Here is a 12,851-nt window from a genome sequence, read left to right as displayed (position 1 = left end):
CACTGGCACAGAAGCCTCGGCCAGCGGGTCACAAACGCGACGACCGCGCGCCGCGCCCACCGACACGGCGCGCGGCGCCCCTCACGGCCCGATGTACGACGCGCGCCGCGACTCGAAGCGATCGAAGTACACCCGCCCCGACGTCGTCGCGCGTACCGCAGGCAGACCGAAGCGCACGAAGTCGACGAAGTGCGCCGCGTTGTCGAGGCCGGACAGCAGCCCGACCGACGTACCATCGATCCACAGCTGCAGGTGCCCGTCGCCCGCCTCCGGCGACGCCGACTTCTTCCAATCCAGCTCGATCGCGTGCGGCGCGTCGCTGAACGCGCGCCAGCCCGTGCCGACCATCCCGGCGCCGTCGCGGCGGACCTTCGCGTTGATCTGGTAGCCGTTCGCCGTCCGGCGGACGAACACGGAGACGATCCTCTTCTTCTTCGGCTCGCGGCTGAAGAGCTGCAGGATCTGCACCTTCCTCTTGTTGGGGCCCGGGACGAAGCCGTTCGGATCGAACCAGAAGCGCACGCGGTAGCGCGACTCGGCGTTCGGCGTGTCGTCCTGGAGGAAGAGGCGCTTCGGGACGTCGACTACCGCCTCGAGGCCGCGGGCGCCGAACATCGCCGCGGCCGTCGACGGGAAGAGCTTGCCGTTGCCCGTCCTGGCGAGGCTCCACCCGGCGAGCGACGGGCTCTCGAACTCGTCGCCGAAGATCTTGTCGGGCAGCGGCGCGACGTCGGCGATCGTCAAGCTCAGATCATAGAGCTGGGCGACGTCGTTCGGCCCGGGCAGCACGCGCACGAAGTATGTCCCGGCGCCCGGCAGCGCGACGTTCGCGAGCGTCTCCGCCCGACCAGCCGGCTCGGCGTTCGCGGTGCCGAGCACGCTCTGACCCCCGGCGCCGAGGAGCTGCACGGCGAGGTCGTTCTGCGTGAGCGAGTTGTAGAGCGCCCAAGGATTGCAGGAGCCCGACGGGGCCTGCGTCGCTTGCGGGTACGCCATGCCGACCGGCGTGACCTTGACCGTCGCCTTCTTCCCCGGCCCGACGCGGAACTGGAAGTAGTCGACGTCCGTGTCGTCGTCGGCGCTGAGACCGCGCACGGTCACCGTGCCGTTGCTCAGCGCGCCGAGGTCGGAGCTGCTGCCCGTGTGGTCGTTGTGCTCGAGATCGTCGCCGTACGCGCGGTTCGCGCCGAGCACGTCGTCGTGCTGCGGTCCGTCGAACGCAAGCGTCAAGTACGGCTCCATCAGCTTCGTCTCGTTGATGGGGCAGTTGTGCCGCAGGCCGAGGCCGTGGCCGTGCTCGTGCGCGATGGTGTTCCGCAGCCGCAGCGAGTTGTTGCTGGTGTTGGCGAAGAACGCGTCGGCGGTGTCGAGCACCATGTCGCCGTTGTTCGGATAGAAGTTGTAGGCGAGGACGTTGCCGTTGCCGTCGATCCGGTGACCGCCGATCCGCACGTCGCCGCGCACGCCGAGCACGCCTTCGTAGTAGAACAGCGGGACGCCGTCGTCGGTCGGCTGGTACACGTAGGTGATGCCGGTGAGCTCGCCCCAGCGCGCGAACACCTCGTGGAAGATCGGCAGCCAGACGGTCTCGCTGCCGTAGATCGAGTTCAGGAACGCGCGCAGGTTGCTCGGCGCGGACGGCTCGCCCGCCGTCCCCTCGATCGGCGTGCCGTCGGGGACGATGCTCCAGGTGATCGTCGTCGGGTCGCCCTGCTTGAGGCCGGAGCCGTTGGTCGCGGTCCTCGTCCAGCGCCAGCCGTCCTGGTACTGCGCGGCGGGGCCGGCGAGGTCGGAGCTGCGGCGCGCGCCGAGCGACGGTCCGATGGCGAACGCGCGAGCGTAATCCTCGACCAGCGCGGGGTCGGTTCCCGGCGCGAAGCACAAGGCAGGCGGCAGGGTGGGCGAGGAGGAGCTTGCCCTGCCGGCGCGCGCGTCGCGGACGGAAGCCGCGACGAGCGTCGCGCACGCCGCGAGCACGAGGAGAAGGGATCGGGAAAGAACCATGTCGTGCGCACCTCCCGCGTCGCGTGTCGCGTCCGGCGGACCGGACGCGCGCGGCGGGCGATGCACGGCGTGTGCCGCGCGCGACGCCCGCAACGGGCCGTGCGGACGTGGGTGCTCCGGTGCGCGCGCGGCGATCACGCGTCGAGATCGTGACGCGGCGACGACGTGGTGTACGGCGGCGTGACGCGACGCGCGCGCCGTCGCACCGTCCTGGCGCCGTCGTCGTCGCCTGCGTCCGTCGGTGAGCGTCCTGTGCCGGTGAACGCGGTGCGGCGGCGCCGGACCCGGCCCCACCGCGACGCGCCCACCTGCACGCAAGCTTCGGCAGCGGGTCACAAACGCGACGACACCGCGGCGCGCCCACTGGCACAGAAGCTTCGGCAGCGGGTCACGACGCGACGACAGCACGCCGCGCCCGCCGGCACGCAAGCTTCGCCAGCGGGTGAAGACGCGATGAGCGCCCGCTCAGAGCCAGCGGCGCCTGCGGAAGGCGACCAGCATGGCGACCGCGGTGACGATCATGATGCCGACGATCCACCAGAACTGCAGCGCCGCGCCGCCCGGGTAGACGGGGAGCTTCACGTTCATCCCCCAGAGGCTCGTGAGCGCGGTGAGCGGCATGAAAATCGTCGTGATCACCGTCAGCACCTTCATGACCTGGTTCAGGCGGTTCGACACGCTCGCGAGGTGCGCGTCGAGCAGGCTCGACAGCCGGTCGTGGAACAGCATCGACTCGTCGGTGAGCCGCACGAGGTGGTCGTAGACGTCGCGGAAGCGGTAGGAGACCTGCTCGCCGATGAAGTCGAACTCGCGGCGCGCGAGCCGGCTCACGACGTCGCGCTGCGGCAGCACCACGCGGCGCATCGCGGCGACGTCACGCTTCAAGGCAAGAATCTCCTTGATCAGGTTCTTGTTGGGCTCCTCGAACACCTGGTGCTCGATCTGGTCGAGCTTGTCGGCGAGCTTCTCGACCTCGGGCACGTAGTTGTCGACCATGGTGTCGACGATCCGGTGCATGAGCGCCGCCGGACCTTCCTCGAGCACGCGCGCGTTGCGCTCGCACACCCGATGCAGGTGCCCGATCGAACGCGAGGTGCCGTCGTGCACCGTGACGAGGAAGTTGCGGCCGAGGAAGAAGTCGGTGTCGTGCGTCGCGAAGTGGTGACGCGAGGCCTCGAAGTCGATTCCGTGCAGGATGACGTAGAGGAAGTCGCCGTAGGTCTCGACCTTCGGGTGGTGCACTTCCATCAGCGCGTCCTCGATCGCGAGCTCGTGGAAGTGGAAGACGTCGCGCAGGATGCGCGCTTCCTCCTCGGTCGGCGATGCGAGATCGACCCAGACGTTCGCGGTGCTGTCGGGGCGCAGCCAGGCCGGGTCGATCATCGGCGCCTTGCGCACCTGCCCGTGCAGGCTGACGAACACCGTGAGCATCAGAGCTTGACCCTTCCCTCGACGATCTCTCGGTACAGCTCGCGCTCGAGGGGCACGAACGTCCGTCGCGCGTCGTCGCGGAACCACAGCGGATCCTCGACCCGCTCGGGATCGAAGCCTTCCGCCTGGAGGCGCGTCTTGCGCGTCTTGAAGTTGCCGGTGACGTCGACGTTCGGCGCGACGCGGACGAACAGCGGTCGCGCGTACGGCGGCAGCGCGCGCGCGGCGTGGTCGTAGAAGGCCTGCGGGTCGAAGCCGGCGCCGTCCGCGGGAACGACCAGCGCCATGCCGGCGCGTCCTTCCGTCCCGGGCACCTGCACGCCGTAGACCGCGGTCTCGTGCACGCCCGGGCACTGGTTCAGCAGGTGCTCGACCTCCATGGTCGCGACGTTCTCGCCCTTCCAGCGGAACGTGTCGCCGATGCGGTCGACGAAGTAGTAGTACGACGCGTAGTCGCGCCGCAGCAGGTCGCCGGTGCGCAGGTAGAGGTCGCCCTTCTCGAAGCAGTCGCGCACCAGCTTGCGCTCGTTGTCGGCGGGATCCGCATAGCCATCGAACGCCATCGCGCTCTTCTTCGAGATGCGGCTCAGGAGCTCGCCGGCCTCGCCGACCTTGCACTCGACGAGGAAGCCGTCCGGGCCGCGGACGAGCTCGCCGCGCTCGAGGTCGTAGCGAGCGAGCTTGAGCTGATCGTGCTGGAACGGCGCGCAGCGACCGCACGACCCGACCCGCCCACGGCGGTTCTGCAGGCTGACGTTGCCCTCGGTCTGCCCGTACGAGTCGATGATGCGCTCGATGCCGAAGCGGTTCTTGAACTCGAGCCAGATGTCCGGACGCAGGCCGGGGCCGGTCGCGAGGCGGAGGCGGTGGTCGCGGTCGCCGGGCGTCGGCGGCGTGCGCAGCAGGTAGCGGCAGAGCTCGCCGACGTAGCAGAACACCGTCGCGCCGTGCCGGCGGACGTCGGGCAGGAACTCCGTCGCGCTGAACTTTCGTCTCGACGCGAAGCATGCGCCGATGTGGAAGGCAGGCGCGAAGCCGACGAAGTTGGCGTAGCCGTGGTAGAGCGGCGTCGGCGCGTAGGAGCAATCGTCCGGCGTCAAATCGAGCAGGACCGCGAGCGAGTGGCCGCCGGCGGTGAAGCGTCCGTGGCGCACGATCGCGGGCTTGGGGAAGCCCGTCGTGCCGGACGTGTAGACGTAGAGGAAGACGTCCGAGATCTTGACGTCGGGGATGTCGATCTCGGCGTCGGACGCGGCGTCGAGCGCCTCGCCGAGCGACAGGAAGCGCGAGCCTTCGGCGACGATCTCCGGGACGTCGGCGAGGACCTGCAGATCGCGCAGCTCGTCGAGCAGCGGCAGCATCGCGCGTGCGCACGGCCGGTCGACCACGGCGACCTTCGCGCGCGACGCGCGATGCACGTGCAGGAGCGCCCGTCCCTCGAGGTGCGTGTTGATCAGCGCGCCGATCGCGCCGAGCTTCGCGCACGCCCCCTGGGCCATCAGCATGGCGGGGGAGTTCTCCATCATGATGTTGACGACGTCGCCCTTGCGGACGCCGTGCTTGGCGAGCACGTGCGCGTAGCGGTTCACGCCCGCGTTGAACTCGCCGTACGTGACCTGCTCGCGCTCGAAGCGCAAGGCCGTGCGATCGGGGATCTTCTCCGCCTGCCGGCGGCAGACGTAGCCCATCGTGGCGAGCGCGCCTTGCCCTGCCGCGTCCAGCGCGCGCTTGACGCGCAGGAACTGCGGTAGCTCGATCAGGTCCTCGACGAAGGTCGCGACGCGGGACAGGAAGTCCATGCGGCAGAAAGAGGTAGCAGCCCTGCCGGGCGGCATTCCATCGTTCGGTGATTTACAGCCGCGTCGCGAGGCGCTAGTCAAACGTGGGGTCCGCGTCGGTGGGGAGCCGACGCGTCGTCTTCGGGCGAATTTTGGGGGGCATGGTCAAGGAAGCACGCCCAGGACCTGCGCTGCGCAGCCGGCGCGCGAGCGCCGCGCTCTGGCTGATCGTCTTCGCCGTCGTCGGCGTCGGCCTCGTGGCCGCGTACGCCGTGGTCCCGCGGCCCGCGCCGCAGCCGAACATCGTGCTGGTCGTGATCGATGCCCTGCGCCGCGATCACGTCGGCGCGTACGGCTATCCGCGACCGGTCACGCCCTTCCTCGACGAGGTCGCGCGCCGCGGCGTCGTGTTCGACAACGCGTGGTCGCACGCGCCGCAGACGTTCAACGCGACGGCGGCGCTGCTCACGGGGCAGGTGGCGCCGCTGCTGGTCCGCCGCAACGCGCGCCCCGAAGAGCTCTGGACGATCTACCGCCTCGCCGACCAAAATTCGACCCTGGCGGAGATGCTCGCGGAGGTCGGCTACGACACGCTCGGCGTGTTCACCAACCCGCACCACGCGCCGGAGGCGACCTTCGCGCAGGGGATGCGTCTGTCGCGCTACCTGCCCGGCACGTCCAAGGCGCACGGGCACGCGCTCGCCGAGGAGGTGAACGCGGCGGCGAAGGACCTCGTCGCGGAGCTCGATCCGAGCCGGCCGTTCTTCGCGTACGTCCACTACATGGACGTCCACAATCCGTACCTGCCGCCGGAGCACCTGAAGCGCGTCTTCCAGACGACGTGGGGGCGCGACTTCTATCGCAACGGCACGTTCGAGGAGCGCGAGCCGAAGCCGAGCCTGCGCGACCTACGCTTCATGGTCGACAGCTACGACGCCTGCATCCGGTACGTCGACGACAGCCTGCGCGAGCTCTTCCCGATGTTCGAGAGCGTCTCGCGCGGCCGCGAGACGATCTTCATCGTGACCGCCGACCACGGCGACGAGTTCATGGAGCACGGCGGCCTCGGCCACGGGCACACGGTCTACCAGGAGCTGCTCCGTGTGCCGCTCATCGTGCAGGGCGGACGGCTGCCCGCCGGCGTGCGCGTCGCGAGCATCGCACGTGGCATCGACGTGATGCCGACGCTCGCCGAGCTCGCGGGTCGCGAGGCGCCGCCGACGAGCGAGGGGCGCAGCCTGCTGCCGCTGATCGCCGCCGCGGCGGCGTCGGATGAAAGCGCAGCGGCGTCCGGGGCGGCGCCCGGGACGAAGCCGAGCTCCGAGCGCGTCTACAACTTCGCCTGGTTCTCGCGCTTGCGCAGCATCACCGACGGGAACTTCCACATGCCGCGCAACGACCCCGGCGTGCTCGAGCTGTACGACGTGCGCAGCGATCCGCTCGATCAGAACAACCTCGCCGAGGCGCAGCCCGACGTGATCCGCAGGATGCGCTTCGTGCTGCTCGGCTTCGAGCGGCGCCTGCGGAAGTCCCGCGAGGCGTCGAGCGAGCTCCACGAGGACCAGCCGGAGGTCGATCCGCAGACCGTCGAGCAGCTCCGCGCGCTCGGCTACGTCGAGTGACGGAGCGCGCGGCTCAGGTCGGCGTGCGGAAGCCCGGCAGGCCCTTCTCGCGCGCCTTCTGAACCAGGCGGTAGGCGTACCAGACCGGCGCGTGGAACCAGCGCGTCGGCTCCTCCCAGCCCTCGATCGGCACGCGCAGCTTCGAGAGGTCGGTCTGCTTCGCGCAGAGGAACGCGCGCCGCAGCCCGTTCTCGTAGCGCCGCGAGCCGACGTAGCTCCGGAACTGCGGCCGCAGGACGACCGCCTTGTAGCCGAGCGTCTGCACCATGTCGCGAATCGCTTCCTTGGTCGGCGAGCTGACGAGCTCGTACTCCATGGTCGCGCGCGGGTCGTTGGTGCTCTCCCGACGGTAGCGCACGAACGAGCCGGGCAGGCGGATGATGCCGGTGTCGATGATGAGGATGTCGGTGTTGATCCGCGAGATCAGCTCGATCAGCCCCATCGGCTTCGCGATGTGGTACATCAGCCCGAAGCAGAAGACGATGTCGAACGGGGCCCACGGCGAGAAGTCGAACTCGTACAGGTTGCCCTGCGCGAAGTGGTAGCGGCTCTTGTCGATGCCCTTGACGTCAAAGACGAAGTTCGCCTGGTCGACGTGCATCTGACGCCCGTCGACGCCGAGCACGAAGTCCGCCCCTGCTTCGATGGCGTTCAGCGACCAGAAGCCGGCGTTGCAGCCGAGGTCGAGGACGCGCTTGCCCTTGAGCGATCCGCCGAGCAGGTCGACCACCGGGTCGAAGAAGTAGCGTTTGCGCTCGGCGTGACGGATGATCCACTTCTCGCGGAAGATCGGCGTCAGGTTGCCCGCAAGGTCGAACTGGTAGTGCCATCGCGGAAAGCTCGCGATCTTCTGGCGAATCTGTTCCTGGTCCATGGAGAAGTCCTTCTCGGAGGCGGCGGCGGGGGCCGGGCGAGGCACGCCGAGGATGATCGGACCGGCGCCGTGGGAACTTAACGGACGGTCCTGTGGAAAGGAAGCGAGGTTTTCGCGATGGCGGAGTACGACTACGACCTCTTCACCATCGGGGCCGGGTCGGGCGGGGTGCGCGCGAGCCGGATGGCGGCCTCCTATGGCGCCCGGGTGGCGGTCGCCGAGGACAAGCGGCTCGGCGGCACCTGCGTCAACGTCGGCTGCATCCCGAAGAAGCTGCTCTTCTATGCGGCCCACTACGGCGTCGACTTCCGTGATGCCGCCGCCTACGGCTGGACGGTCCCGCCGCCGCGCTTCGACTGGGCGACCCTGATCGCCAACAAGGACCGCGAGATCGCCCGCCTGAACGGCGTCTATGGCGACATCCTGAAGCGCCACGGGGTCGAGATCCTCCACGGCCGCGCCCGCGTGCTCGACCCGCACACCGTCGAGGTCGACGGCCGACGCGTCACCGCGCGCTACATCCTGGTCGCGACCGGCTCGATCCCGTTCGTCCCCTCGGGACCCGGCTGCGAGCTGACCATCACCTCGAACGAGATCTTCTTCCTGCCGGAGCTGCCGCGACGCGTGCTGATCGTCGGCGGCGGCTACATCGCGGTCGAGTTCGCCGGGATCCTGCACGGCCTGGGCGCGCACGTCGTGCAGATCTACCGCGGCGACCTCTTCCTGCGCGGCTTCGACGACGACGTGCGCAGCGTGCTCGCCGAGGAGATGCGCAAGCAGGGCATCGATCTGCGCTTCGGCGTGCAGCTCGCGGCGGTCGAGCGGCGCGGCTCGACGCTCTGTGCGACGCTCACCGACGGCAGCGTGCTCGAGGTCGATCAGGTTCTGATGGCGACCGGACGCGTGCCGAACACGCGCGGCCTCGGGCTCGAGGAGGCGGGCGTCAAGCTCGATCCCGCCGGCGCCGTGCTGGTCGACGAGTACTCGTGCTCGTCGGTGCCGAGCATCTATGCCGTCGGCGACGTCACCGACCGGATCAACTTGACGCCGGTCGCAATCCACGAGGGCGCGGCGGTCGCGGCGACGTTGTTCGGCGGCAAGCCGACCAAGCCCGACCATCGCGACGTGCCGTCCGCGGTCTTCAGCCACCCGAACGTCGCGGCGGTCGGCATGACCGAGGCCGAGGCGCGCGCCGAGCTCGGCGAGGTGACGGTCTTCCGCACGCGCTTCCGACCGCTCAAGCACACCCTCACCGGACGCGACGAGACGACGATGATGAAGCTGCTCGTCGATCCGCGGACCGACCGCGTCGTCGGCGTGCACATGGTCGGACCCGAGGCGGGCGAGATCATCCAGGGCTTCGCGGTGGCGATGAAGTGCGGCGCCACCAAGGCGCAGCTCGACGCGACCATCGGCATCCACCCGACCGCGGCCGAGGAGCTCGTGACGATGCGCGAGCCGCTGCCGCCGCGCGGCGCCGCCGGCAGCGAGTGAGGTCGGAGGAGCCCGCCCGCGCCGCGTGACCGAGCCGGCTTCCAGCCGGCGTCGCGCGGCCGAGCTGGCCTTCGCCCCAGCACGCGTCATGCGCCGCACGCGCCGGCTCCGCCCGGCGCGCATCCGCCCGCGCGCGCGCTGCGGAAGAAGATCGCGACCTTGCCGCAGAGCGCGCGAGGATGGCGCTCGATCGCGATCGCTCCGACCTCGCGGCGTCAAGCATGCGAAGCCTGCGCTAGCTCGGACTTACGATCGCGCCGCGTTCGTCCGATGCACCCCGGGGCTCTCCTCGCAGCGGCCGCTGCGCTCGAGCGTGCACCGCTGTGACAAGCCCGCAGCGCACGCTGCGAGAAAGGAGGACACGTGAGTACGCGTGATCGCGCCATCCGATGGGCGATGGGCCTGGTCGTCGTGCTGTCGACGGCTGCGTACGCCGACGACCCTCCGTCGCCTCAGCAGCAACCCTCGCGCACCAGCATCGCGAGGATCAGGACGGACAACCTCCTGCCGAGGCTCGGGCCGAAGGAGGAGCGTCCACCGGAAGACACGCCGTCCGGGAGCACCGCCCTGGTGCTCACCGGCGGAACGGGCTCCACGGTCAACTCGTCGACGGGTCAGGTCTTCGTCGGTCCGGGTGTCGCCGGCTTCTCGGAGAACCCCTTCGAGGTTTCGGTTCCTTTGGGCCCTGGCAAGCTGCAGAAGCTTCGCGCACGGTCGAGCGCGAAGCTCACCGAGCCCAACGTCATCTTCGTCCAGGTGGTGGTGGACGGCGATACGCAAGAGCAGTACCCCATCTACTGCACCATCTCGTTCGGGATGGATTCGTGCGACGATCTGGAGACCGTCCGCGAGATCGGCGACGACCACATCGTCTCGGTGGCGATCTTGATGGACGGCGATCCGGCCACCAACGGCCAGGCGGTGACCGTCACCTACTCGCTCGAGTACGTGCCGGACCCGTAAGGCCGCGCGAGCACGCGTCGCGCGCACGTCGTGGGCGCGCCGTGGGCTGGATCGGAGAGCCCGAGCCCACGGCGCCGCCCGCGACGTGCCCACCGAGCGCGCGGAACTTCGCGCGCGGCGCGCGTACCGCGTCGACCATGCGCGATGCTTGACGTCGAGGTCGTGCTCACGTGCGCGCCGCGTTCGTCCGATGGAGCGGGGAGCTCTCTGCAGCGCACCGCTGCGAGCAAGGCGCAGCGACGCTGCGAGAAGGGATCAACCTTGAGCACGAGGAACCGCGCACTCCCCTGGGCGATGGGTCTGGTCGTCGCGCTGTCGACGGCCGCGTACGCCGACTCGGACCCACCGCCGCCGCCGGCTCCGGCACGCACCTGCGTCGCCAAGATCAAGACCGACATCGGGCGGATCAACGTCCTGCGCAAGCTCGGACCGAAGCAGAACTGTCCCGACGGCGAGACGCTCTTCACCTGGGAGCGAACGGGCTTCGCCTGGCGCGACGTCTGGTCGCCGTCGACGACCTACCGGGTCAACGACGCCGTCAGCCTCGGCGGCTCGAGCTACCTGAGCTTGATCGACGACAACCTGGGCAACGATCCGGAATCGACCCCGGGCGCGTGGGCGGTCCTCGCGCTCGAGGGCGCGCCCGGCGCGACGGGCGCGACGGGTCCCACCGGGCCGACCGGGGCCACGGGCGCTTCGGGTGACCCCGGCCCCGCCGGACCCGCTGGCGAGCCCGGCCCGAGCGGAGACCCCGGCCCCGCCGGACCTGCGGGTGAGCCCGGGCCGACCGGCCCCACCGGACCGACCGGCGCGACGGGCCCGGCAGGGGCTGGCTACGCGTTGCTCACCGGTGGAACCGGCGCCGAGATCTCGACGGCGACGGGTGTGGTGTACAGCGGCCCGGGGATCGCCGGCTACTCGACCGACGCCGACAAGGTCTCCGTCCCGATGCCGTACGGCCAGCTCAAGAACCTCCGCGCCTGGACCAACGCGACGCTGGGGGCGGATACCAGCGTCACCGTGTCGCTGATGGTCAACGGCTTCATCCCCGCGGATGCTCCGACCTGCACGATCACGGGCGGGGCGCGCTGGTGCTCGGGCCTCGACGGGAGCATCACCTACATCGCGACCTGGCCCGCGACGGTGCAGATCGAGCAGACCGGTCTGCCCGTGCCGACGGTCGTCAACTACTCGATCGAGTTCCACCCCGAGCAGGAGCCGTAAGGGGCCGCGAGCTCGCTTCGCACGGCGCGTGGGCGCTCGCCGTGGGCCGGGCTTCGAGGAGCCCGCAGCCCGCGGCGCCGCCCACCGGCGCGAGCCTTTGCAGCCCGCCGTCCGACGCGGGCCTCGGCAGCTCTCCCCCGCCCGACGCGAGCCTCCGCGGCTCGCCATCCCACGCGGCGTAGCGCGCCGCGCGAGCAACCGATATGCGTCGCCGTCATGGCGCGCATCAACGAGAACTACCTCAAGCTCAAGGCGGGCTACCTCTTTCCCGAGATCGGCCGCCGGGTCGCGGCGTTCCAGAAGGCGAACCCCGACGCCAAGGTCATCAAGCTCGGCATCGGCGACGTGACGCGTCCGCTCGTGCCCGCGGTGGTCGACGCCATGCGCGCCGCGGTCGAGGAGATGGGCACCGACGCCGGCTTCCGCGGCTACGGCCCGGAGCAGGGCTACGACTTCCTGATCGAGGCGATCCGCGAGCACGACTACGCGTCGCGCGGCGTCGAGATCGCGCAGGACGAGGTGTTCGTCTCCGACGGCTCGAAGTGCGACAGCGCGAACATCCAGGAGATCTTCGCGACCGACAACGTCGTCGCGCTCACCGACCCGGTCTACCCCGTCTACCTCGACAGCAACGTCATGGCGGGGCGCACCGGTGCCGCGGGCGAGGACGGCCGCTATGCCGGCATCGTCTACATGCCGGCCACGGCCGAGAACGACTTCGTCCCCGACCTGCCCAAGGAGCGCGTCGACCTCATCTATCTGTGCTCGCCGAACAACCCGACCGGCGCTGCGGCGACGCGTGAGCAGCTCGCGCGCTGGGTCGACTACGCGCACCGCGCCGGCGCGGTGATCCTGTTCGACGCGGCCTACGAGGCGTTCATCTCCGATCCCTCGCTGCCGCACTCGATCTACGAGATCGACGGCGCGCGCGAGGTCGCGATCGAGTTCCGCAGCTTCTCGAAGACCGCGGGCTTCACCGGCACGCGCTGCGCCTTCACCGTGGTGCCGAAGGACGTCAAGGCGCAGACCGCGTCCGGCGAGCGCGTCGCGCTGAACCCGCTGTGGAACCGGCGCCACACGACGAAGTTCAACGGCGTCTCCTACCCGGTGCAGCGCGCCGCCGCCGCGGTGTACTCGCCCGAGGGCCAGCGGCAGACGCGCGAGGTGATCCAGTTCTACATGGAAAACGCCCGCTTGATCCGCGAGGGGCTGACTCGCGCCGGCCTCACGGTGTATGGGGGCGTGAACGCGCCGTACATCTGGCTGCGGACGCCGTCCGGTCTCTCGTCATGGGAGTTCTTCGATCGCCTGCTCGAGGGCGCGCACGTCGTCGGTACGCCGGGTGCCGGCTTCGGGCCTTCGGGGGAGGGCTACTTCCGGCTGAGCGCGTTCAACTCACGGGAGAACGTCGAGGAGGCGATCGAGCGCATTGGACGGATGCGGCTGTCCTGAACGAAACCG

Annotated in this window: 9 protein-coding genes; 5 read left to right on the top strand and 4 right to left on the bottom strand. The window is 69.9% G+C overall.

Annotated elements, in window-relative coordinates; genetic code table 11:
* Positions 1-81: 81 nt before the first annotated feature.
* The 3 genes from VIS07_13770 to VIS07_13760 form a co-directional block, all read right to left on the bottom strand.
* The gene (locus tag VIS07_13770) at positions 82-2,004 is read right to left on the bottom strand and encodes a matrixin family metalloprotease (protein HEY8516573.1); all 1,923 of its coding nucleotides are present in this window, start codon (positions 2,002-2,004) and stop codon (positions 82-84) included.
* A gap of 465 nt (positions 2,005-2,469) precedes the next feature.
* Complete coding sequence (corA, locus tag VIS07_13765) at positions 2,470-3,435, bottom strand: magnesium/cobalt transporter CorA (GenBank protein HEY8516572.1); 966 nt, start codon at positions 3,433-3,435, stop codon at positions 2,470-2,472.
* Complete coding sequence (locus VIS07_13760) at positions 3,435-5,234, bottom strand: long-chain-acyl-CoA synthetase (GenBank protein ID HEY8516571.1); 1,800 nt, start codon at positions 5,232-5,234, stop codon at positions 3,435-3,437. The genes corA and VIS07_13760 overlap by 1 nt, the downstream gene beginning before the upstream one ends.
* A gap of 140 nt (positions 5,235-5,374) precedes the next feature.
* On the opposite strand from VIS07_13760, the gene VIS07_13755 reads away from it, so the two are divergent.
* Positions 5,375-6,835, top strand: coding sequence for a sulfatase (locus VIS07_13755; protein HEY8516570.1), 1,461 nt, complete (start codon positions 5,375-5,377; stop codon positions 6,833-6,835).
* Positions 6,836-6,848: 13 nt separating this feature from the next.
* On the opposite strand, the gene VIS07_13750 is transcribed toward VIS07_13755, so the two are convergent.
* Entirely contained in the window at positions 6,849-7,709 is an 861-nt protein-coding gene (locus tag VIS07_13750; GenBank protein ID HEY8516569.1) for a class I SAM-dependent methyltransferase, read from the bottom strand.
* A 117-nt stretch (positions 7,710-7,826) separates the two neighbouring features.
* Between VIS07_13750 and gor the strand changes: the two genes are divergently transcribed.
* The 4 genes from gor (at position 7,827) to VIS07_13730 (ending at position 12,842) form a co-directional block, all read left to right on the top strand.
* Positions 7,827-9,203: a glutathione-disulfide reductase gene (gene gor / locus VIS07_13745; protein HEY8516568.1), complete on the top strand. Its 1,377-nt coding sequence runs from the start codon at positions 7,827-7,829 to the stop codon at positions 9,201-9,203.
* A 363-nt stretch (positions 9,204-9,566) separates the two neighbouring features.
* Positions 9,567-10,166, top strand: a complete 600-nt coding sequence (locus tag VIS07_13740; protein ID HEY8516567.1) for a hypothetical protein — start codon at positions 9,567-9,569, stop codon at positions 10,164-10,166.
* Between the two features lie 261 nt (positions 10,167-10,427).
* Positions 10,428-11,390, top strand: coding sequence for a collagen-like protein (locus VIS07_13735; protein ID HEY8516566.1), 963 nt, complete (start codon positions 10,428-10,430; stop codon positions 11,388-11,390).
* A gap of 216 nt (positions 11,391-11,606) precedes the next feature.
* Positions 11,607-12,842 (top strand): LL-diaminopimelate aminotransferase, encoded by a 1,236-nt coding sequence (locus VIS07_13730; GenBank protein ID HEY8516565.1) that lies wholly within the window; start codon positions 11,607-11,609, stop codon positions 12,840-12,842.
* Positions 12,843-12,851 lie beyond the last annotated feature (9 nt).

The sequence above is a fragment of the Candidatus Binatia bacterium genome, assembly GCA_036563615.1.
Lineage (GTDB): Bacteria > Desulfobacterota > Binatia > UBA12015 > UBA12015 > DATCMB01.
Note: the sequence above shows the minus strand (reverse complement) of the source record. Positions and strands in the feature narration are given on the sequence as shown.